Genomic DNA, 22,932 nt, shown 5'->3' on the forward strand with positions numbered 1-22,932 from the left:
CCATGAAACGATCAATCCTTCCCACCATCGCGCATCACTTAGCGATCCTCTGCTACATCGCCTTCGCGCTCTTCCCGCTGTTCTGGCTGCTCAAGGTCTCGGTGACGCCGAACGATCTGCTCTATACGGAAGGCGTGCGCATGTGGCCGTCGCGCACGAGCTGGGATCATTATGCCTTCGTGCTGCAGCACAGTGCCTTTCCCACCTTCTTCAAGAACAGCCTGATCGTCTCGGCCTCGACGGCGGTGACGGTGACGATCTGCGCCTCGCTCTCCGGTTACGCGCTGTCGCGCTTCAATTTCCGCGCAAAATACTGGATCGTCGCGCTGATGCTGCTGACCCAGATGTTTCCGCTCGTCATGCTGGTCGCGCCGATCTTCAAGATCCTGTCGCCCCTGCATCTGACCAACAGCCTGACCGGGCTCGTCATTGTCTACACCGCCTTCAACGTGCCCTTCGCTACCTTCCTGATGCAGTCCTTCTTCGACGGCATCCCCAAGGATCTCGAAGAGGCGGCGATGATCGACGGGGCGACGCAGTTCACGGCCTTCCGCCAGATCATCCTGCCGCTGACGCTGCCAGGCATCGCCGCGACGCTCGGCTTCGTCTTCACCGCCGCCTGGAGCGAACTGCTGTTTGCGCTGATGCTGATCAACGGCAATGATGCGGCGACCTTCCCTGTGGGACTTCTAACCTTCGTTTCGAAATTCTCGGTGGATTTCGGGCAGATGATGGCGGCGGGCGTCATGGCGCTCATTCCGGCCGGCCTCTTCTTCCTGCTCATCCAACGTTATCTCGTCCAGGGCCTGACGGCCGGCGCGGTCAAGGGTTAAACCGAATGGCATCGATCGATATTCAGAATATCCGCAAAGCCTATGGCCACGTGCAGGTGCTGCACGGCGTCGACCTCGAGATCAGAGATGGCGAATTCGTCGTGCTCGTCGGTCCCTCCGGCTGCGGCAAGTCCACGCTGTTGCGGATGATCGCCGGGCTGGAGGACGTCACATCGGGTGAGATCCGTATTGCGGGCGCCCGTGTGAACGAACTGCATCCCAAGGACCGCGACATCGCCATGGTGTTCCAGTCCTATGCGCTCTATCCGCACATGAACGTCGCCGGCAATATGAGCTACAGCCTCAGGCTGCGGAAGACCGCCAAGGAGAAGATCACCAGCGCGGTGGCGGCGGCCGCCGCCAAGCTCGGTCTCGATCCGCTGCTCGAACGGCGGCCGAAGGCGCTCTCCGGCGGTCAGCGCCAGCGTGTCGCCATGGGCCGCGCCATCGTGCGCCAGCCGAAGGCCTTCCTGTTCGACGAACCGCTGTCCAATCTGGATGCGCGGTTGCGCGAACAGATGCGCGCCGAAATCAAGAAGCTGCATGGCGAGTTGAAGGCAACCTCGATTTATGTCACCCATGACCAGATCGAGGCGATGACGCTCGCCGACCGGATCGTCGCCATGCACGGCGGCGTGGTGCAGCAGGTCGGCAGTCCGCTGGAACTCTACGATCGCCCCGCCAACCTCTTCGTCGCCGGTTTCATCGGTTCGCCGGGGATGAATTTCCTCGACGCCACCTATGAAGCAGGCGGCGTCAAGCTGAAGGATGGGACGATCGTGCCGCTGGCAAGGCCGCTGCCGCTTGCAGACGGCGCGAAGGTGATGCTCGGCATCCGGCCGGAGCATGTGCTGATGACGAGTGACGGGACGGGGCTTGGCACCGATGTCGAGCTCGTCGAACCCACCGGCTTCGGCATTATCCTGCACCTCGCCCTCCATGGCCTGCCCTTCAAGATCTTCACTCTGGACCGCGAAGCGTTGAAGGCGGGGCCGAAGGTCAATGTCGCCTTCCCGCCCCAATATCTGCATGTGTTCGACGGCGAGGGACACCGCATCGATTGAGCAGCCGAGCTCCTCAGGCGTTCCTATCTGCTGGTTGCTGTCATTGTAAAAAGCACCCGAGAGAAAAAGATCGATCAGATTCAACGGGATGAACGAGACTCGGAAAACGCGTGGATGATTCTTACTAAGCTATTGAAATTTGATTCGTTTTGATTCGGAACCAATCGTAAAGTGATTCGGTTGACTCGCACTGGTTGCGGCAGGAGCGCGTGCGAAATGGTTGCCCCGAGAGCGAATTGGAAAGGCTTCATCAAGTTCGGGGAGGTGGCCTTCCCCGTGGCCCTTTACACCGCCGCCTCCACATCCGAGCGGATCGCGTTTCACACACTGAACAGGAAGACCGGCAACCGGGTGCGCCGAGAATTCGTGGACGGCGAGACCGGCGACCCGGTCGAGCGCGAGGACCAGGTCAAGGGTTTTGAGATCGAGGACGGCCGCTATGTCGTGCTCGAGCCCGAGGAAGTCTCGGCCGCCATTCCTGAAAGCGACAAGACGCTGAAGGTGGAGGCGTTCATTCCTTTTGACGAGGTCGACGACGTCTATTTCGACAAGCCTTACTATCTGGCTCCCGACAAGATGGGCAGCGACGCTTTCAAACTCCTGAGGGATGGTATGGAAAAAGCCAAGGTCGCGGCCATTGCCCGAACGGTGCTGTTCCGCCGCCTGCGAACTCTCCTCATCCGCCCCCATGGCAAAGGGCTGGTCGGCTCAACCTTGAACTTCGATTATGAGGTTCGCTCCTCGGAGAAGGCATTCGAGGAGATGCCGGATCTCAAGATCGAAGGCGAGATGCTGGAGCTTGCCAAGCACATCATCAACACCAAGAAGGGCGAGTTCGACCCGAAGCAGTTCGACGACCGATATGAAGCGGCCGTGGGCGAGCTGGTGAAGGCCAAGATCGAAGGCCGCACCCTTCCGAAGAAAAAGGCGCCGCCGGCTCCCAAACCGAGCGACCTGCTACAGGCGCTACGCGAAAGCGCCGGCATGGCGACGCCGGCCAAGGCGAAGCGCACCGCTGCAAATGCCAATGCCGGAGAGAGCAGGCAGAAGGCCGCGCGCGCGTCGACGACGAAACCACGCAGCCCGGCCGGCGCTCACCAGCGCCGCGCCGGGTGATCGGAGGTTTCCATGGCGATCCGGCCTTACTGGAAAGGTTACCTCAAACTGTCGCTCGTCACCTGCCCGGTGCAGATGATGCCGGCCACTTCTGAAAATGAGAAGGTGCGTTTTCACACGCTCAATCGCGCCACCCAGAACCGCGTCGTCAGCCACTATGTCGACGCCGTCACCGGTAAGGACGTGAAAGATGAAGACGAAGTAAAAGCCTATCAGCGCGGTGAGAACGAATATGTCTTGCTTGAGGACGATGAGTTGGAGAACGTTGCGCTTGAAAGCACCAAGACGATCGATATTGAAGTCTTTACGCCGCGCAACACCGTCGAATGGATCTGGCTCGACACGCCCTACTATCTTTCACCCGACGATCCGGTCGGCCAGGAGGCATTCTCGGTGATCCGCGACGCGATGGCCGCCGAGGACATGGTCGGCATCTCGCGGCTGGTGATTGCGCGCCGCGAGCGGGCCGTGATGCTGGAGCCTCGCGGCAAGGGCATCGTCCTTTGGACCCTCCGTTACGGCGACGAGGTGCGCGACGCTGAAAACTATTTCGATAGGGTGGACGATCAGCCGGCGGACAGCCAGATGATGCCGCTGGTCCAGCAGCTCATCAAGAAGCAGACGCAGCACTGGAACCCGAAGATGGCCTCCGACCCGGTGCAGGACAGATTGCTCGAGCTTATCGAAGCCAAGAAGAAACAGATGAAAAAGCCTGTCAAGGCCAAGTCCAAGGGCAGGGAGAAGCCAGAACCGGCTCCCAGCAACGTCATCAACATCATGGAGGCGCTGCGCAAATCCGTCGATGCCGAGAACCGATCCGGCAGGCATTGAGTGATGACCAGACCACGGCGCCCCTCCGCCCCCCTGCTTCGCGATTCCAATTCCGCGATACACTCGCGACCTGTCCGTCGGCGTGATCCCGACCAGCCAAACCTGCCGTTCGATGCAATGCCGTTGAGAGTGGAGCCGTGCCTGGCCTTGCTGAAGCAGACGGTGCCGCAAGGGCCGGATTGGCTTTACGAGGTGAAGTGGGACGGCTACCGATTGGCGGTCCACATCCAGCCAAAGGCTATTCGTATTCTCACCCGCGGCGGCCATGACTGGACCCACCGTTTTCCAAGCATCGCCGCAGCCGCAAAAGAGCTCGGTGTGTCGAGCTGCATTCTCGACGGAGAAGCCGTCGTCCTCGATGAAGAAGGTCGCTCGGACTTCGGAGCCTTGCAGCGCTCGCTCGGCGGCAGGGGCGGCAAGCGGATCTCGACCGAATCCATCTTCTACGCCTTCGATCTGTTGTATCTCGACGGTCACGACCTGACGCGCACGGAACTGTCGGTGCGCCGTCATCTTCTGGAGGATCTGGTCCCTGAGACCGACGACGGCGCCATTCGGTTCTCGCACGAACTGGATCTGGGTGGCGAGGAACTGCTCGAACACGCATGTCATCTGGGCCTCGAAGGCATCATTGCCAAGCGCAGTGACAGCCCTTACCGGAGTGGCCGGCTGGGTGACTGGCAGAAGATCAAGTGCGTTCAGAGCGACAGTTTCATGATCGTCGGTTACGAGGAATCCGCCAGCACGCGCGGCGGGCTCGGCAGTCTTTTGCTTGCAGGCCGAAAGGGCAACGACTGGATTTACGTCGGATCCGTCGGCACGGGGTTCAACCGAACCGAGGCGGAATATTTGCGCAAGACGTTGAACCGCCTCCAGACGAAAAAACCCGTCGTGCCGCTGAAAGGAAAGCGCCTCGTCTTTTCCCAACCGACCTTGATTGCCGAGATCGAGTTTCGCGGCTGGACGCGTGAGGGCAGCCTACGGCACCCCTCATACAAGGGCCTTCGCGAGATCCAGGATAACGCCGCCGTCTTCGATTTGACTGATGCCACTTCAATCAGATGAGTGCCGCGGGCCATCAGCCGTGTCAGGCGGCATGCTTGCCGGTGCGGCCGAGCCTCTTGATCGCTTGCTCCAAGGGACGCTGCCCCTCGCAATAATCCTTCCAGGCGGACGACTTCGACAGCAAAGCAGGCACGGTTCGGATCGTGAACCTTTTGGGGTCGAGGTCTGATTTCACCTGTGCCCACGTCAGAGGCATTGACACCGTCGCCCCTGGGCGGGCCCGAGGGGAGAGTGGTGCCACGGCCGTCGCCATGCGATCATTGCGCAGGTAATCGAGGAAAATGCGACCGCCCCGCAGGCTCTTGGTCATCTTGATCAGGTAGAGATCGGGGTTGTTCCGGGCCATCTGCTGGCAGACGTCGTGCGCGAAGCCCTTTGCCTCCGGCCATGACAACGGTTTTCGTTTGTTGACTGCAAGCGGGGTCACGACATGCAAGCCCTTGCCGCCGGTCGTCTTGCAGAAGCTGATCAATCCGAGGTCTTCCAGCCGATCGCGCATTTCGCGGGCAGCGGCAACAACCGTGGAAAAGGGAACGTCGGGCCCGGGATCGAGATCGAATACCAGGCGACCAGGCACTTCCGGTTGGCCGGGTTCGCAGTTCCACGGATGGAGCTCGAGCGCCGCGATCTGGGCGACCGCCGCAAGCCCTTCGATGCGATCGATCTGCAGGTAAGGCTTCTTGTCGCCGAATACCTTCACCAATTCGAGCAGGTTGGATTGCCCCGGCATCGCATGACGCTGGAAGAACTGCTCGCCGCCAATCCCGTCCGGGGCGCGGATGATGGAGCAGGGCCTGCCCTTGAGGTGGCCGATCATCCAGTCGCCGACCGCCTCGTAATAGCGGGCCAATTCCTCCTTTGTCACCGGCTCACCATCATTGGCATCCGGCCACAATGGTTTGTCCGGGCTTGAAATCAGCACACCCATGACATTGGCCTTCTGACCCCCGCGGCGCGTCGATTTTGGTGCGGCCCGCGGAGCCGTCTCCGCAATCTCGGCCTTGGAGGATCTTAACGGTCGCTCCGCCTCGACTTCCCTGGCCGGCTTGTCTTCACGCAAGCCCTTGAAGGCGGCCTGCCGGACGAGACCGTCGGCGGTCCAGCCCTCGAATTCAATCTCGGCGACAAGCTCGGGCTTCACCCATACGACTTCAGCCTGCTTCTTCGGAGCGCCGACACCTGTGAACGGCGACTTCGCCGTCTCCAGCGCCTTCAGTTTCGGAAGCAGCGTTTCGACTTTCTTGGCGCCGTAGCCGGTCCCGACACGGCCGACATAGACAAAATGATCGTCGCTGAAAACGCCGACGAGAAGGGAACGAAACTTGCCGTTGGTCTTGGCATAGGCGCCGATGACTACCTCGTGCCCCGCCCGGCATTTCGACTTCGCCCAGCTCTCCGTTCGACCGGACTGATAGGGGGCATCAGCCTTTTTCGACACAATACCTTCCAGCGATAGCTTGCACGCCGACCTGAGCACGGCGTCGCCGCCGCCTGTAAAATGCTCGACGTAGCGGATGCGAGGATCGTTGCCAGCCTGCGTGAGCAGCTCCTGTAACCGCGTCTTGCGCTCCATGAGGGGCTTGGAGCGGAGATCCTCGCCGCCGTCATAGAGCAGGTCGAAGGCGAAGTAGACGAGGCTGCCGGTCTTGCCTTCCGACAGCGCCGCCTGCAGCGCGGCGAAGTCAGGTACACCGTGCTCATCGAGAGCGCAGATTTCGCCATCGATTATGCAGTCTGGAAGCGCTGACGCCGCTTCAGCGATTTCGGGGTACTTGGCCGTCCAGTCGAGACCTTTCCTGGTTTTCAGCGTCGCTTCGCCGTCGAGCACGCGCATCTGAATGCGGTATCCATCGAACTTGATCTCGTGGATCCAGCCGTTCCCGCCGGGTGGCCGCTCCAGCTTCTCGCAAAGCTGCGGCGCGATGAAATTCGGAAGATCAACCGCCGTTGCGGTGCCGGCGCGCTTTCCGCCTCTCGCCTCCTGCCGCCCCTCGGCGGCCAGTCCGTGATTACTGTCCCAGACGGCGTCAGCCTCGACCTTGGCGCCTTCCACCATGAAGGGTGTCGGTTTGCGCCCCTTGCCGGCTGCGATCATTTCCATGCTGCGGCCCGAGGCCACCGAGGTGACGTTCTCTTCCAGGACGAAAGCACCGTTCTCCTCGACGGAGAACTCGTCATGATGCTTGATCAACAGCCAGTTGGTACGCGTGCTGCGCTCGCGATCGTTGCGCATGCGCACCAGCACGAAGCTCCCGTGCAGGCGCTCGCCTTCGAGTGTGAACTTGAAATCGCCCTTGGAAAGCGCCTGCTCGGGAGTCTTCCTCCCCTCCGGCTCCCAATAGCCGCGATCCCACAGCATGACGGTACCGCCGCCATACTGGCCTTTCGGAATCGTGCCTTCGAAGTCGCCATAATCGAGCGGATGATCTTCGACCTCGACCGCAAGGCGCTTGTCGTGCGGATCGAGCGATGGACCTTTGGTGACAGCCCAGCTCTTGAACACGCCGTCGAGCTCGAGCCGCAGGTCGTAGTGCAGCCGTGTCGCATCGTGCTTCTGAATGACAAACCGGCGGCGATTGCTCTTTTTCACGCGTTGCTCGCCGCTGGGCTCCGCGGTCTTCTGGAAATCGCGTTTGGATCGGTAGTTCGATAGGCTGTCGCTGGCCATGGCTGTTCCCGGACATTCGGTCCACAAACGAAATTGCGCACATCGTTGTTCCAACGCCGCGCGACCGGCCAGATTCCTCAAAGGGAAGGGGCACGGCCAAAAATTCAATCGATGCCGGCGGCATTCTTCACCTCGACCGCCTACCCCTCCGCTCGCGTCGCAGAACGCCAAGCGAAGGAGGTTATCCCATGACCACTATAACAGCCCCAGCTGTTTGCGGAAGAATTTCAAATCCGTTCGCTAAACCTGGCTTCTGTGCCAGCGCGGCTCGCATGGGGCCGCGCGGCAGGCATCGCGAGGTCCGATGTGACCTCCCGGTTACGCCGCCTTTAGCGGAGGGCAGCGACACGCGTAGGTCGGGCCGGGCGGCTGGTGGCTTGCACCTGCCAGGGAGCGGCAACTGCCGGCATGCCGGCTTCGAAGCACGCGGCCATGAAGGCCTCCCGTGCAATCAATGGCGCAATAACTCGGTTGAGGGCACCGCGACAGGTCTTGACCGCACGCTGATAGCGTTCACCATGGGCCAGTGGCCATTCGTTTTCCAGGAAATCCAAGGCATCATAGACGCCGGTAAATGTTCGTTCCAGACCGCACTGCAGCCGGACCGTCACTGGACGCGTCCAGAGCACATCGTTCAACGGCATTTTCTTCCTCCTTTCGATGCCAGCTTGCTCCGGCAAAAATATTGGAAGTAGCTGTCGGGTGTTCAAGACCGCAGCGATCAATGGTCGCTTCACACGGCGAGCCGGACCAACCGTGCTCCATTGATGAAGCTGCCGTCGTAACAGCACCATTCGCCGAGTTGAAAAATCTTTTGCCGCATTACCCGGTCGGGCTATATCCTTGGATGATCTCACTGGACTGGATTGATATGACCGACACCGTTCTCGACCGTTTCCTCCGTTATGTCGTAATCGACACCCAATCCGATCCGTCCTCAACGACTCAGCCGACCACCGAGAAGCAGAAGGATCTCGGGCGGGTTCTGGTCGACGAACTGCTCGAGATCGGGCTTTCCGACGCGCATCTCGATGAACACGGCTATGTCTATGCCACCATTCCGGCCAATAGCGACAAGGCTGTGCCGGTCATCTGTTTCTGCTCGCATATGGATACGGCGCCCGATTTCAGCGGCACGGATGTCAAGCCGCAGATCGTCAGGAATTATGCCGGCGGGGATATCCAGCTTGCTGGCGATTCGAGCCGGGTGATCCGTGTCGCCGAGCATCCGGAGCTGAACAACCAGATCGGCAATGACATCGTCACGACCGACGGCACGACATTGCTCGGCGCCGATGACAAGGCGGGACTGGCAGAAATCATGACCGCGGCCCAGACTTTTGTCGACAATCCCGATATCCGGCACGGAACGATCAAGATCCTGTTCACGCCCGACGAGGAAGTTGGTCGCGGCGTCAACAAGGTCCACCTGGAAAAGCTCGGAGCCGACTTCGCTTATACGATGGATGGCGAGACGGTGGGCCACGTCGAGGACGAAACCTTTTCGGCCGACGGCGTCGACATCAGCATAACAGGCGTGGCGATCCATCCCGGTTTTGCCAAGGACCGTATGGAGAACGCCATCAAGATCGCCGGCGCCATCATCGACCGGCTGCCGAAGGACTTGGCGCCGGAGACGACGGAAGGCAAGCAGGGCTTCATCCATCCGGTCGGTGTGACCGGCTCGATGGAGAAGGCTTCGCTGAGCTTTATCATTCGTGACTTCACTGACGAAGGGCTCCTGCAAAAGGAGGCGATGCTCGAAACCATCGTCAAGCAGGTGATCTCAGCCTATCCGGGCTCGACCTACCATTTCCACGTGACGGAACAATATCGCAACATGAAGACGGTGCTCGACCGCCATCCGGAGATTGTCGCTAACGCGCTTGAGGCCGTGCGCCGTGCCGGCATGGCGCCGGTGCGCGGCAGCATTCGCGGCGGCACGGACGGCTCGCGCCTCTCCTTCATGGGGCTGCCGTGCCCGAACATTTTTGCCGGCGGCCATGCCTTCCACTCACCACTCGAATGGGTGAGCCGTCAGGATATGGAAAAGGCGGTCGCAACGATCGTGGAGCTTGCGAAGATCTGGGAAGAGCGCGCTTAAGGCGCTCTTCCTGCTGTGCGAAATCTAGTTTTAGCCGCCATTTACCGGGATCTCGCCGCGCAGCATCACGCTGTCATAGGCGGGACGGGGCGTGGGGATCGCGATCCGCATTGCCGGCTCGGGCGCGGTTGAGGTTTCCGGTTGGGTCACCGGAGCCGTTATTATCTGCATCGGCGCCGTGCTCGCCGTCGCCATCGGATCGGGCGCCGGCAGAGGAACGGGAACGGCGGAAGGTATCAGCGCCTCGAATTGCGGCGGCAGTATGCTTTCGCCAGGCACATAATTCATCGCTACCTCATAAGACGGCAGCGGCGGCGGCGTTTCGAGCATGCCGTTGGAATCGCGCTTCTCGTAGAAGGCGTTGCCGCCGGCGACCGTCACATAGTGCATGTTGTCGTAGGGGAATTTCAGCCCGTCGGTGTGAAAGAACATCGCATCCTTCACCTGGGGATGGCGCGCACCCTTCAGCAGGATCGCATCGGCCGCGGTGGCAAGTTCCGGTTCGGCCTGCGGCTTGACCTCGCGCGTCATGACCCCGGGCGCAAACTGCCTCGCCTGGGCGACGACACCGCAGATCGATGGGGGGTAGGCGCCTGACGTCAGCCTGTTCATGACGACGGTGCCGACGGCCAGATAGCCATCCTCGTCGGAATGCTGCGATTCGAAATACATCGCACGCTTCAGGCAGTCGCGATCCTTGGCGGTATAATTGAAAGTGACTTTCGCCGCTTGAGCCTGTTTGGTCTTTCCCGGCGTCGTCGCCGGCTTCGGTGTTGTGGTGCAGCCTGCAGCCGCCAGTCCTGCGAGTAAAATCCCGATCAGGGATTTTCCAAAGCAAATCTCCGCCCTCAACGCCAGGTGCCTCCTATGGGATTAGTCCAGCCCTTTATGATTAACGCGCACAATCTTTTACTCGTCATATGACTGAATTACAAACAACCTGAGATCACAAAAGGCCGGGTGGACTCTCGCCATGGGCGATTCCGGCTGATCCCTGCGACCGACTGGTGCATAAATCCGGAGGGTTAATGAATTATTAAGCAAGCGCCGTGCGCGCGCCAGGAAAGACGCGCGCAATCGAGATCAGCTGCGAAACAGCTTCCAGCGAGTCGGCTTGAACGCGACGCGGTTGCGGTCGAGCCTGTCGGCCTCGCTCGGCGGCAGCTCAATTTCGATATTTGGCCGGTCATTGCCGATATCGAGTTCGATATGGCGCGTGCCGGCGACACGGCGGCTGGAGACGGGCTGGCCGGCGATGCAGTTTTCGGCTGTTTCGCACAGCCTGACATCATGCGGGCGGAAGTAGAGCTGCGCCGGTCCATCCGGCTCGCCTTCGGCATTGAGGCCGAGCGAGCGGCCTTCGAAGCGGATGTCGCCGTCCGATATCTCGACCTGCAGGCAGTTGGATTGGCCGATGAAGCCGAAGACGAAGGGCGAATTCGGATAATCGTAGACTTCGTCGGGCGTTCCGACCTGCTCGATCGCGCCCTGGCTCATGACAACGACGCGGTCGGCAAGCTCCAGCGCCTCGTCCTGGTCGTGGGTGACGAAGACGGTGGTGTGGCCGGTACGGTCGTGGATCTGGCGCAGCCATTTGCGCAGGTCCTTGCGCACCTGGGCGTCGAGCGCTCCGAAGGGTTCGTCGAGCAGCAGCACGTTCGGCTCGACGGCCATGGCGCGGGCGAGCGCCACGCGCTGACGCTGGCCGCCGGAAAGCTGGGCGGGATAGCGCTTTTCTAGACCGGAAAGCTGGACGAGTTCGAGCAGTTCCAGCGCCCGCCGGCGGATATCGGCCTTCGCCGGCCGCCGCGAACCTTTTCTGACCCTCAGGCCAAAGGAGACATTGTCGAGCACCGTCATGTAGCGGAAAAGGGCATAATGCTGGAACACGAAGCCGATATTGCGCTGCTGCACCGATTTCTTCGAGGCATCCTCTTCACCGAAGAAGATCTGTCCCTCGGTCGGGCTTTCCAGACCGGCGATCAGACGCAGCAATGTCGTCTTGCCGGAGCCCGAAGGGCCGAGCAGTGCGATCAGCTCGCCGGAGCGGATGTCGAGCGAGACATCGTGGAGCGCCGGAAAACGATCGAATTCCTTGCGGATGTTTTGAACGCGTACTTCCATTCCAGATCCTTCAGTGCCGCCGGCTGGCGGAGATTTCAGCGCTATAGCGCATTTCCAGCAGCGTCTTCAAAACAAGAGTCACGAGCGCGAGCAAGGCCAAAAGCGTGGCGACGGCAAAAGCGCCGGTGAAATTATACTCGTTGTAGAGAATCTCCACCTGTAGCGGCATGGTGTTCGTCTGGCCGCGGATATGGCCGGAGACGACCGACACGGCGCCGAATTCACCCATGGCGCGGGCGTTGCAGAGCAGCACGCCATAAAGCAGACCCCATTTGATGTTCGGCAGCGTCACGTGCCAGAAGGTCTGCCAACCGCTGGCGCCGAGCGAGAGGGCCGCCTCTTCGTCGGCCGTGCCCTGTTCCTGCATCAGCGGGATCAGTTCGCGGGCGACAAAGGGGAAGGTGACGAACATGGTGGCAAGCACCAGTCCAGGCACAGCGAACAGGATCTTGATGTCATTGGCGCTGAGCCAGTGGCCAAGCCAGGTGTTGGCGCCGAACAGAAGCACGAAGACCAGGCCCGAAATAACAGGCGAGACCGAAAAGGGCAGGTCGATCAGCGTGGTCAGGACCGCCTTGCCCTTGAATTCGAACTTGGCGATCGCCCAGGCGGCGGCGACCCCGAAGGCGAGGTTCAGCGGTACGCTGATGCCGGCGACGGTCAGCGTCAGGCGGATCGCCGAGAAGGTTTCGGCATCGCCGAGGGCTTCAATAAACGGGCCGCCACCTTTGCGGAAAGCCTCGACGAAGACGGCTGCGAGAGGCAGCAGCAGCATCAGCAGCAGGAAGAGCAGCGAAACGGCGATCAGCGTGTAGCGCGCCATTCTGTGTTCGGTGGTCACCGAACGCAGTTTCGCGGGTTGAAGGGTTGCATCAAGCGCCATAACCGTACCTCCGCCTGCTCCAGCTCTGGATGAGGTTGATGACGAGCAACAAGGCGAACGAGATCACCAGCATGATAGCTGCGATGCCGGTGGCCGCCGCGTAATTGTATTCTTCGAGTTTAATGATGATCAGCAGCGGTGCGATTTCCGATTTGAACGGCAGGTTGCCGGCGATGAAGATGACCGAGCCGTATTCGCCGACGCCGCGGGCAAAGGCGAGCGCGAATCCGGTCAGCACGGCCGGCGCCAGCCCGGGCAGCAGCACGCGGAAAATCGTCTGCAGGCGGTTGGCGCCAAGCGTTGCCGCAGCCTCTTCGACCTCCTTGTCGATTTCCTCCATCACAGGCTGCACGGTGCGCACCACGAAGGGCAGACCGACGAAGATCAGGGCCACGACGATGCCGGCCGGGGTGAAGGCAATCTTGATGCCGAGCGGCGCCAGGAACTGGCCGACCCAGCCGTTCGGCGCGTAGAGCGCCGCCAACGCGATACCGGCAACGGCAGTCGGCAGTGCGAAGGGCAGATCAACCATGGCGTCGATGACGCGCTTGCCGGGGAATCGGTAGCGCACCAGGACCCAGGCAAGGATGATGCCGAAGACGGCGTTGACGATTGCGGCGATGAACGCGCTGCCGAAGCTGATGCGCAGCGCGTTCAGGATGCGCGGATCGAGCGCGATCGACCAGAATTTCTCCCAGCCAAGCGCGCTCGACCGGACGGCAAGGCCGGAGAGCGGGATGAGGATCAGAAGGGTGAGCCAGGTCAAGGTAAGGCCGAGCGCCATTCCGAAACCCGGAATGACGCTCGGCCGTTTGAACCGCCACCGCGTGGGGCTATGTGCTGTCATGAAGTCTATTATTGGGCCGGCTTGTAGATTTGGTCAAATACGCCGCCGTCGCCGAAGAATTTCGGCTGTGCCGTCTTCCAGCCGCCGAAGTCATCGATGGTGGCGAGTGTCAGCTTCGGGAAGCGGGCGATGTCGGCCGGATCGGCAGCTTCCGGCTTCGTCGGACGGTAGAAGTGCTTGGCGGCGATCTTCTGACCTTCATCCGAATAGAGGTAGTTGAGATAGGCTTCGGCGACCTTGCGCGTGCCCTTCTTGTCAACATTGCCGTCGACCACGGCGACCGGCGGGTCTGCGCGGATGGAGAAGCTCGGCGTCACGATTTCGAACTGGTCAGGACCAAGCTCTTCGAGCGAAAGATAGGCTTCGTTTTCCCAGGCGAGCAGCACGTCGCCGAGGCCGCGCTGGACGAAGGTGGTCGTGGCGCCGCGGGCGCCGGTGTCGAGAACAGGAACGTGCTGCAGCAGTTTCGTCACGTATTCCTGCGCCTTGGCGTCGTCACCGCCATTTGCCTGCTTGGCCCATGCCCAGGCGGCCAGGAAGTTCCAACGTGCGCCCCCCGAAGTCTTGGGGTTCGGCGTGATGACCTGCACGTCATCCTTGATCAGATCGCCCCAGTCCTTGATGCCCTTCGGGTTGCCCTTGCGGACCAGGAAGACGATCGTCGAGGTGTAAGGCGTCGAATTGTTGGGGAACTTGCTCTTCCAGTCGGCCGGGATCTTGCCGGTCTTCTTGGCGATGGCGTCGATATCGCCTTCAAGGGCCAGCGTGACAACATCGGCCTCGAGACCGTCGATGACCGAGCGGGCTTGAGCGCCGGAGCCGCCATGCGAGGCCTGGATCGTCACGCTTTCACCCGTATCCTTCTGCCACTTGGCGGCGAAGGCGGCGTTGAAATCCTTGTACAATTCGCGGGTCGGATCGTAGGAAACGTTAAGAAGCGTCTGATCCGCGAAGGCCGGCGCAATGCTGCCGATCGCGAAGCTGCCCGCCATGACCGCGGCCGCGAGGAGCCGGGTGAGTCGTTGTGTCTGCATGGGAACCCTCCTGTTTCTGGCTTAACTCTATCAAGTCAGTCGTATAATGAAACGAAACATCTTCCGGTTCCGGCAGGTCGGATAGAATGTCATTCCATTTGAGGGGCTATTTTGAAATGGACGTCCCGGAGTTGGCCGCGGCCAATCGCGTGGCCGCCGCCATGCCGCAAAACCGTGTTTTTTTGGCCACAGTTCCTCCACATCGGACCTGAGCGATGCTGATTTCTGCCCGCATTTTGCCGCGGTGGCGTTTGCGGATTCCTATATGGCGGCGGTGCGGTCGTATTTGCCGGCCGCTACGTGGGGGCATCCCTTGAAATGCGCCTCACATTCCAACCTGTTAGGGCCATTCGAAATGAATATCAGAACGATCCTTTTTGCTTCCGTTGCCGCCCTTGCCGCGGCCTCCGGAGCACGCGCAGCCGACGCCATCGTGGCAGCGGAACCCGAGCCCGTGGAATATGTTCGCGTTTGCGACGCCTACGGTACCGGCTATTTTTATATTCCGGGAACGGAAACATGCCTTTCGATCGGCGGCTATATCCGTACCGAAGTGCGCTTCGGTGACAACATTGCCGGCGATTCCGACGTCAACTTCTGGACTCGCGGTCAGGTCACCTTCCAGGCCAAGAACGACACCGAGTACGGCACGCTCACCGGCGTCCTGACGCTGCGTTACAATGCCGACAACGCCTCCGATCAGGAAGCGCTGCTGGACGAGGGCTACATCGATATCGCCGGTTTCCGCGTCGGCAAGCTCTATAGCTGGTGGGACGACGACATGAGCGGCGAGACCGATACGCTCGCCAGCAACGAGACGACCCACAACTCGATCCGTTATCAGTACGAGAATGGCGCTTTCGCCGCCGGTCTCTCGGTCGACGAGTTGGAAGACGACTATGCCACCAAGCCGGGCGAAGGCCCGAACAACTTCGGTGTCGCAGGTCAGGTCTCCTACAAGGCCGGCGCCATCAGCGGCTACCTGCTTGCCGGTTATGACACCGACACCAGCGAAGTCGCGGTTCGTGGTATCGTCTACGCCGATATCGGCCCGGGCACGCTCGGCATCGCCGGCGTCTGGGCAAGCGGCGCCAACTACTACTACGAAGAGTCCGAGTGGACGATCGCAGCAGAATACGCCTTGAAGATCAACGACAAGTGGTCGGTCACCCCGGGCTTCCAATATTTCGAAAACATCGCCCTCGAGGCTGACGGCAACGGTTTCACCGGCGGCAGCGCCTACACCACAGGCGTCACGATCGACTACCGAATCGTCGACGACCTGCGTTCGAAGCTCAGCGTGCAGTATCACGATGAGGACGAAGGCGACGACGAAGTGTTCGGCTTCCTGCGCTTCCAGCGCGACTTCTAAGTTGGTCTGATTGCAGACAAGCGGGCGCGGCCTTCGGGCCGCGCTTTTTTATGCCCGGGAATCAGCGATGAAATCGGAATAGAATTCGTCCGCTGTCCTTGCCTTGCGCATGGCGGCAAGCACGCCATTCGATTGCAGCCGCCGGGCGATGGCCGACAGAACATTCAGATATTCGCCGCGGTTGTTCTCCCCGAAAAGCAGCACCACGGCGATGTCGGCGGGGATATCGTCGATTGCCTCGAAATCCAGCGGCCGGGAAAAGCGGAGGAGCAGACCGCGCGGGCTGCTCATGCCGTCGATCGCGGCATGCGGAATGGCAATGCCATTGCCGATCCCGGTGGAGCCGAGCTTCTCACGCGCTTCGAGCGCCTTCAAAATGGCCCGGCTGTCAACGGAAAAGGCCTTGGCTGCCTTGTCCGCTATGATATGCAGCGCGCGCCATTTTGTCGGTGCCGACACGCCGATGAAGGTATGTTCCGGCCGGATGATATTGGGAAGATACATGTCATTCTCGATACTGTTCAGGCGGCGGGTGAGAGAGCAGGTCAGTCCGGTTCCCTGAGCCGATAGCCGACTCCGGTCTCGGTGGTGATATAGTGCGGCTGGTCGGGGCTCTGCTCGATCTTCTGTCTGAGCTGCCTGATATAGACGCGCAGATATTGCACGTCGGCTGCCGGCCCCCATACCTGCTTCAAAAGAAACTGGTGTGTCAGCACCTTGCCCGCATGCTGGGCGAGCACGCGCAGGATGTCGTATTCTTTCGGCGACAGTTTGAGTTCCTCGCCATCGACCTTGACGATGCGCTTGACAAGGTCGATCGACAGCCCGCCGGTCTGGAAGATCGCCTTTTCGCCCTGCTGCTGCAGCCGGTGACGCAGCGCCACGCGGATGCGGGCGCCAAGTTCGTTGATGCCGAAGGGCTTGGTGACGTAATCGTCGGCGCCGCTTTCCAGCGCCTTGACGATGCCGGCCTCGTCGGTGCGGCTGGAGAGGATGACGACGGGTATGGACAGGCCTTCGTCGCGCCACTCCTGCAAGAGGTCATGGCCAGCCGTGTCGGGCAGACCGAGATCGAGCAGGATGAGATCGGGCCTGCCGTCGGCAACCGATTGGCGGGCGATTGCCGCATTCGGCGCCTCCTGCACCTCGTAGCCCTGCGCGGTCAGGCCGACGCGAAGCAGCTTGCGGATTGGAGGCTCGTCGTCGACGACGAGGATCTTGACGGCTGAACCGGTCATCTGAGTTCATCCAGTTTCGGTATGTCGTTGGGTTTCGGCAGGCGGATGGTGAAGACGGCGCCCGGGCGGCCCTTTCGGTTGGCGGCGGTGATCGTGCCGCCCATCGCCTCGACGAAACCGCGGCAGATGGAAAGGCCGAGGCCGGTGCCGGCGCGCACCTGATCGCCCTTGCGCACGCGATAGAAGGTGTCGAAGACGCGGGTAAGGTCGGCGGGTGGAATGCCCGGACCTTCGTCCGAGACCTGCAGGATGACGTTGTCGGCATCGGCCCAGCCTTCGATTTGGATGACCGATCCCTCGGGCGCATATTTGGCGGCATTGTCGAGCAGGTTGAAGATCACCTGCTCGAACAGCACCGGATCGACCCGCACCATCGGCAGGTCGGCGGGAATGCTCATCTCGGTCTTGTGGTGTTCGAGGATCTTGGCGGCGCGGGCCAGCGCCGTGCCGACGATGTCGCCGGCATAGTGCGGCGCAGAATTCGGCTCCATCGCACCGGATTCGATCTTGGTCATGTCGAGCAGGTTGGCGATGAAACGGTTGAGGCGCTCGGATTCGTCGACGACGGTCGAGAGCAGGTCGTTGCGGTCCTCCTCCGGCATGGAGGCGAAATAGTCGCGCAGCGTGCCGGCAGCGCCGAGGATAGCCGCAAGCGGCGTTTTCAGATCATGCGAAATCGAGGTGAGCAGGGCCGAACGCAGCCTGTCGGCTTCGGCCGCGAGCCTTGCCCGGTCGACATCGGCGACGAGCTGAACGCGTTCGATCGCAAGGGCTGCCTGATCAGCCAGCGCATCGAGCAGGCGCTGCTGTTCCGGCGTCAGCAACGGCCCGTCGCGGCGGTCGCTGTCGAGGCCGATGACGCCGACGGCGGTGCGACCGGTTCTCAGCGGCACGTATAGGCGTTTGGCGCCGGGCAGGGTATCGGCGCCGCGGCCGGCGGCGTGATTGTGCTCCCAGGCCCAGCGGGCGGCGGCGATATCGGCCTCGTCGAGCGTGTCGTCAGGGGGATAACCGGCCTTGACGGCGATGCTGCCTTCTTCGGGCAACAGCAGCACGACGCGGACCTTCAGCATCGAGGCAAGCTGAAAGGCGGTCGCCCAGAGCACGTCGTCGAGCGTGCCGGTGCCGGCGAGTTTCTTCGAGAAGAGATAGAGATCCTCGGTCGTGCGTGCCCGCTGCCGGGCTGCGGCGGCCTGGCGCTGCACGGTTGCGGTGAGGTTGCTGGCGATGATGGCGACGCCGAGGAAGAAGAACAGCGCAAGCACGCTTTCCGGATCGCTGATCGTCAGCGTGTAGCGCGGCGGCAGGAAAAAGAAGTTGAAGGACAGCGCGCCGAGAATGCAGCTGTAGAGTGCCGGCCGTAATCCATGCAGGACGGCGGAGGTCAGCACCGCCATCAGGAAGACGAGGGCGAGGTTGCGCACGTCGAGCACCTGGTCGAGCACGATGCTGACCGCGAGCGCGATGGCGACATAGACGGTGGCCAGCAGATAGGCTCTGAAATCGAATTGGGGGGGCGTGGCCGCCGCTCGGACGCCGCGTGCGGTGGTGCCGTCCTTCTCATTGCCTGAAATGACATGGACGCTGATCTCGCCGGTCTTGCGGATCAGTTTGTCGGTGATCGAACGGCTCCACCAGTCGCGCCATGTCGCCGCCTTGGGAGCGCCGATGACGATGTGGGTGACGTTGTTGGCAGTGGCATGGCGGACGAGTTCCTCCGCCACCTCGCGGCCGGGAATGGTGATCGCCTCGCCGCCGAGCTGTTCGGCAAGTCGCAGCGTCGAGGCGATCGTATCGCGCTCGGCTTCGCTGAGGTTGACCGAACGGTTGGTCTCTATATAGACGGCGGCCCAGGGTGCGCGCAGGCGCGAGGCCATGCGGGCGGCGTAGCGCACCAGCGAGGCCGAGCGCGGGTGATGATCGACCGAGACGAGGACGCGTTCGCCCGCCGCCCAGGGGCCGGAGATGGCGTGGGCCTGCATATGGGTCAGCAGCTGGTCGTCGACGCGCTGGGCGGTCTTGCGCAGCGCCAGCTCCCGCAACGCCGTCAGATTGCCCGGTGTGAAGTAATTGGTCAGTGCCCGCTCGGCGGTGCGCGGCATGTAGACCTTGCCGTCATGCAGGCGCTTGATCAGATCGTCCGGGGTCAGATCGATGATCTCGACATCGTCGGCGAGATCGATGATCGAGTCCGGCACCGTCTCGCGCACGCGGATGCGGGTGATCTGCGAGACGACGTCGTTCAGGCTCTCGACATGCTGGATGTTCAGCGTCGTATAGACGTCGATGCCGCGATCGAGCAATTCCTTGACGTCGAGGTAACGCTTCGGATGGCGGCTACCCTCGGCGTTGGTATGTGCGAGTTCGTCGACCAGCACGAGATCCGGCCTGCGGGCGAGGATGCCGTCAAGGTCCATCTCCTCGAGCGCCCGGCCCTTATAGTCGATTTCGACGCGGGGAATGATCTCGAAGCCGGCGAGCAGCGCCTCGGTTTCCTTGCGGCCGTGGGTCTCGACGACGCCAATGACGACATCGAGGCCATCGGCGAGCTTGGCGCTGCCGGAGATCAGCATCTCATAGGTCTTGCCGACGCCGGGGGCGGCGCCCAGAAAGATCTTCAGACGGCCGCGCATCTCCGCCCGGGCTTTTTCAAGAAGCGCATCGGGCGAGGGCCTGCCGACCTGGTCGCGGTTGTCGTCTGGCATGCGTGTGGTCTTTCCAATGCCTGCGACGGAGGACGGGTTCTCCTCGGGATCTCTCTTTAAGTCAGTTCAGCCGACGGCCGGCATCGCTTGAGTTGGCGAAAGGCATTCCGGAGCCGGGCTCTATGCCGCGAATAGTCCCTATGCTCGCCCCACCCTCCGTCATGCTCGGGCTTGAGCCGAGCATCCACACGGCGCCCACCAGTTGGCCGCGACATGGATCCTCGGGTCAAGCCCGAGGATGACGGAGAGTGGGGTTGGCCTTGTCGCCAAACCACAGCATCTAACCTGCCAAACTCACTCAGTCATAGAAGCATCAAGGCTCTGGTTCAACGCCAGAACATTGACGGTAGGTTCTCCCAAAATGCCGAGTTCGCGGTCCTGGACGGCGCCGTCGACCAGCGCCTTGATCTTCGCCTCGTCGATGTTGCGTGCCTGGGCGACGCGCGGCACTTGGAAATAGGCGGCCTCGGGCGAGATATCGGGATCAAGGCCGCTGCCAGACGCGGTGACGAGGTCGGCCGGCACCTCGGCGTTCGGGTTTGCCGCCTTGGCTGTTTCGTAGTCGCCCTTCACGCGGTCGATCAGTTTCTCGCTGGTCGGCCCGAGGTTCGAGCCGCTGGAGGCGGCGGCGTTGTAGCCATCGCCGGCGGCCGAGGGGCGGCCGTGGAAATACTTGTCGCTGGTGAAGGCCTGGCCGATCAGCCTCGAGCCGATCACATGACCGTTCTTCTCGATCAGGCTGCCATTCGCCTGGGTTGGGAAGAGCGCCTGGGCCGCACCCGTCATGGCGATCGGATAAAGCAGGCCCGTGATGGCCGTGGTGGCAACGATCATAACGAGGGCCGGGCGAAGTTCTTTCAACATTGTTCGTACTCCTTGACGAGTTCACGCGGAGACCGATTCCGGTGAGGAACCGGATCTTCCGCTAGGCGAGGCCGAGGGCGGCGACGGCCAAGTCGATCGCCTTGATGCCGACGAAGGGCACGAGGATGCCGCCGAGGCCGTAGATCAGCAGGTTGCGTGACAGAAGCGCTCCGGCGCCGATCGGCCGGTAGCGCACACCCTTCAGCGACAGCGGGATCAGCGCGATGATGATCAGGGCGTTGAAGATGATCGCCGAGAGGATGGCGCTTTGCGGCGTCGACAGTCCCATGATGTTGAGCACACCGAGCTGCGGATAGAAGGTCAGGAACATCGCCGGGATAATGGCGAAATACTTGGCGATGTCGTTGGCGATCGAGAAGGTCGTCAGCGCGCCGCGTGTCATCAGCAGCTGCTTGCCGATCTCGACGATCTCGATCAGCTTTGTCGGGTCCGAGTCGAGATCGACCATGTTGCCGGCCTCTCGGGCGGCGACGGTGCCGGTGTTCATGGCAACGCCGACATCGGCCTGGGCCAGCGCCGGGGCATCGTTGGTGCCGTCGCCGCACATGGCGACGAGCTTGCCCTTGGCCTGTTCCTCGCGCATCAGCGCCAGCTTCATCTCGGGCGTCGCCTGGGCGAGGAAATCGTCGACGCCGGCCTCGGCGGCGATGGCCGCTGCCGTCAGCGGGTTGTCGCCTGTGATCATCACCGTGCGGATGCCCATGCGGCGGAGTTTCGTGAAACGCTCGCGGATGCCGCCCTTGACGATGTCCTTCAGCTGGATGATGCCGAGCAATCTGCCATTGCGGGCGACGGCCAGCGGCGTGCCGCCTGATTTGGCGACCTCGTCTGATATCGACTGCAGCTCGCGGACGACGTCGTTGCCGTTCTTCGAGGGGGCCTCGCCGTTGACATGGGCGAGCACGGTATCGACCGCACCTTTGCGGATCGAGGCGCCTTCGAGATCGACGCCGCTCATGCGGGTCTGGGCGGTGAAAGGCACGAAGCTGGCCTTGAGGCTCGCCATGTCGCGGCCGCGGATCGCATATTTCTCCTTGGCGAGCACGACGATCGAACGGCCTTCCGGCGTTTCGTCGGCAAGCGAGGCGAGCTGGGCGGCATCGGCGAGCTCCTGCTCGGAAACGCCGCGGACGGGGTGGAAGGCCGTCGCCTGGCGGTTGCCGAGGGTGATCGTGCCGGTTTTGTCGAGCAGCAGCGTGTCGACGTCGCCGGCCGCTTCGACGGCGCGGCCGGACATGGCGAGCACGTTGAAGCGGACGAGCCGGTCCATGCCGGCAATGCCGATCGCCGACAAGAGCGCGCCGATCGTCGTCGGGATCAGGGTGACGAAAAGGGCGACGAGCACGATGATCGGGATCGAGCCGCCGGCATAGATGGCAAAGCTCGGGATCGTCGCGGTGGCGAGCACGAAGATCAGGGTCATCCCGGCAAGCAGGATGTTGAGCGCGATCTCGTTCGGCGTCTTCTGGCGTTCGGCGCCTTCAACCAGCGAGATCATCCGGTCGAGGAAGGTGGAGCCCGCCGCCGCGGTGATGCGCACGCGGATCCAGTCGGACAACACCTGCGTGCCGCCGGTCACCGCCGAACGATCGCCACCGGATTCACGGATGACCGGGGCGGATTCACCTGTGATCGCCGCCTCGTTGACGGAGGCGATCCCTTCGATGACTTCGCCGTCCGAAGGGATGATGTCGCCGGCTTCGACCAGCACGATATCGCCGACCTTGAGGCTGGTGCCCGGCACCATGCAGTAGTCGCTGCCGTTGTTGGCGGTCAGCAGCTTGGCCTGGGTTTCGGTGCGCGCCTTGCGCAGCGAATCCGCCTGCGCCTTGCCGCGGCCTTCGGCGACGGCCTCGGCGAAATTGGCAAAGAGCACGGTGAACCAGAGCCAGAGATTGATCTGGAACGAGAAGCCGAGATTGCCGTTGCCCGCCACGAGGTCGCGCAGGAAGAGGACGGTGGTCAGCACCGAAACCGTGGCCACGACAAACATGACCGGATTTCTGGCAAGGGCGCGCGGGTCGAGCTTCGTGAAGGCGGCGCCGGCGGCGGGAACGAGGATGCGAGAATCGATGATGCTCGCGGATTTTGCCTGGCTCATAAAAGACTCCAGCTTTGAAACGAGGACGGCGAAGGAACCCTGGGATGCGGGTTATGGCATCG

General features: G+C 61.9%; 19 protein-coding genes. 7 read left to right on the forward strand and 12 right to left on the reverse strand.

Annotation, left to right across the window (positions count from 1 at the left end; translation table 11 throughout):
• Positions 1-2 precede the first annotated feature (2 nt).
• From HJC00_RS05260 to ligD (HJC00_RS05280), 5 genes are all read left to right on the forward strand, one after another.
• A complete protein-coding gene (locus HJC00_RS05260; RefSeq protein WP_221163722.1) occupies positions 3-833 on the forward strand; it encodes a carbohydrate ABC transporter permease in 831 nt (276 codons plus the stop codon).
• Positions 834-838: 5 nt separating this feature from the next.
• Positions 839-1,897, forward strand: coding sequence for an ABC transporter ATP-binding protein (locus HJC00_RS05265; RefSeq protein ID WP_221163723.1), 1,059 nt, complete (start codon positions 839-841; stop codon positions 1,895-1,897).
• 216 nt (positions 1,898-2,113) lie between these two features.
• Positions 2,114-3,013: a Ku protein gene (locus tag HJC00_RS05270; protein WP_221163724.1), complete on the forward strand. Its 900-nt coding sequence runs from the start codon at positions 2,114-2,116 to the stop codon at positions 3,011-3,013.
• Between the two features lie 12 nt (positions 3,014-3,025).
• Positions 3,026-3,844 carry a Ku protein gene (locus HJC00_RS05275; protein WP_210632275.1) on the forward strand — a complete coding sequence of 273 codons (819 nt, stop codon included), beginning with the start codon at positions 3,026-3,028 and terminating at the stop codon, positions 3,842-3,844.
• Between the two features lie 3 nt (positions 3,845-3,847).
• A complete protein-coding gene (gene ligD / locus HJC00_RS05280; protein ID WP_210632276.1) occupies positions 3,848-4,909 on the forward strand; it encodes a non-homologous end-joining DNA ligase in 1,062 nt (353 codons plus the stop codon).
• A 22-nt stretch (positions 4,910-4,931) separates the two neighbouring features.
• Here the strand turns inward: ligD (HJC00_RS05280) and ligD (HJC00_RS05285) are convergent, their stop codons facing one another.
• Together ligD (HJC00_RS05285) and HJC00_RS05290 are read right to left on the reverse strand one after the other, a co-directional pair.
• Entirely contained in the window at positions 4,932-7,577 is a 2,646-nt protein-coding gene (gene ligD, locus HJC00_RS05285) for a DNA ligase D (protein ID WP_221145020.1), read from the reverse strand.
• Between the two features lie 329 nt (positions 7,578-7,906).
• Positions 7,907-8,221 (reverse strand): DUF982 domain-containing protein, encoded by a 315-nt coding sequence (locus tag HJC00_RS05290; protein WP_210632278.1) that lies wholly within the window; start codon positions 8,219-8,221, stop codon positions 7,907-7,909.
• A gap of 227 nt (positions 8,222-8,448) precedes the next feature.
• On the opposite strand from HJC00_RS05290, the gene pepT reads away from it, so the two are divergent.
• Entirely contained in the window at positions 8,449-9,681 is a 1,233-nt protein-coding gene (pepT, locus tag HJC00_RS05295) for a peptidase T (RefSeq protein ID WP_221163725.1), read from the forward strand.
• A 30-nt stretch (positions 9,682-9,711) separates the two neighbouring features.
• Here the strand turns inward: pepT and HJC00_RS05300 are convergent, their stop codons facing one another.
• The 5 genes from HJC00_RS05300 to HJC00_RS05320 form a co-directional block, all read right to left on the reverse strand.
• Positions 9,712-10,533: a cell wall hydrolase gene (locus tag HJC00_RS05300; protein ID WP_210632280.1), complete on the reverse strand. Its 822-nt coding sequence runs from the start codon at positions 10,531-10,533 to the stop codon at positions 9,712-9,714.
• 231 nt (positions 10,534-10,764) lie between these two features.
• Positions 10,765-11,805 carry a sulfate/molybdate ABC transporter ATP-binding protein gene (locus tag HJC00_RS05305; protein ID WP_221153355.1) on the reverse strand — a complete coding sequence of 347 codons (1,041 nt, stop codon included), beginning with the start codon at positions 11,803-11,805 and terminating at the stop codon, positions 10,765-10,767.
• A 10-nt stretch (positions 11,806-11,815) separates the two neighbouring features.
• A complete protein-coding gene (gene cysW, locus HJC00_RS05310; RefSeq protein WP_210632282.1) occupies positions 11,816-12,688 on the reverse strand; it encodes a sulfate ABC transporter permease subunit CysW in 873 nt (290 codons plus the stop codon).
• Entirely contained in the window at positions 12,678-13,535 is an 858-nt protein-coding gene (cysT, locus tag HJC00_RS05315; RefSeq protein ID WP_210632283.1) for a sulfate ABC transporter permease subunit CysT, read from the reverse strand. The genes cysW and cysT overlap by 11 nt, the downstream gene beginning before the upstream one ends.
• An 8-nt stretch (positions 13,536-13,543) precedes the next feature.
• Complete coding sequence (locus tag HJC00_RS05320; protein WP_210632284.1) at positions 13,544-14,569, reverse strand: sulfate ABC transporter substrate-binding protein; 1,026 nt, start codon at positions 14,567-14,569, stop codon at positions 13,544-13,546.
• 355 nt (positions 14,570-14,924) lie between these two features.
• Between HJC00_RS05320 and HJC00_RS05325 the strand changes: the two genes are divergently transcribed.
• On the forward strand, positions 14,925-15,941 hold the full coding sequence (locus tag HJC00_RS05325) for a porin (RefSeq protein ID WP_210632285.1): 1,017 nt from the start codon (positions 14,925-14,927) through the stop codon (positions 15,939-15,941).
• A gap of 48 nt (positions 15,942-15,989) precedes the next feature.
• Here the strand turns inward: HJC00_RS05325 and HJC00_RS05330 are convergent, their stop codons facing one another.
• The 5 genes from HJC00_RS05330 to kdpB form a co-directional block, all read right to left on the reverse strand.
• Entirely contained in the window at positions 15,990-16,445 is a 456-nt protein-coding gene (locus HJC00_RS05330; RefSeq protein WP_221145026.1) for a PTS sugar transporter subunit IIA, read from the reverse strand.
• A gap of 41 nt (positions 16,446-16,486) precedes the next feature.
• Positions 16,487-17,179, reverse strand: a complete 693-nt coding sequence (locus HJC00_RS05335) for a response regulator transcription factor (RefSeq protein ID WP_210632287.1) — start codon at positions 17,177-17,179, stop codon at positions 16,487-16,489.
• Positions 17,176-19,884: a sensor histidine kinase KdpD gene (locus HJC00_RS05340; RefSeq protein WP_221163726.1), complete on the reverse strand. Its 2,709-nt coding sequence runs from the start codon at positions 19,882-19,884 to the stop codon at positions 17,176-17,178. Before HJC00_RS05340 ends, HJC00_RS05335 begins: the two co-directional genes overlap by 4 nt.
• A 294-nt stretch (positions 19,885-20,178) precedes the next feature.
• A complete protein-coding gene (kdpC, locus tag HJC00_RS05345) occupies positions 20,179-20,748 on the reverse strand; it encodes a potassium-transporting ATPase subunit KdpC (protein ID WP_221145030.1) in 570 nt (189 codons plus the stop codon).
• A gap of 61 nt (positions 20,749-20,809) precedes the next feature.
• Positions 20,810-22,870: a potassium-transporting ATPase subunit KdpB gene (kdpB, locus tag HJC00_RS05350; RefSeq protein ID WP_221163727.1), complete on the reverse strand. Its 2,061-nt coding sequence runs from the start codon at positions 22,868-22,870 to the stop codon at positions 20,810-20,812.
• Positions 22,871-22,932 lie beyond the last annotated feature (62 nt).

Source organism: Rhizobium sp. NLR22b (assembly GCF_019685295.1).
GTDB lineage: Bacteria > Pseudomonadota > Alphaproteobacteria > Rhizobiales > Rhizobiaceae > Rhizobium.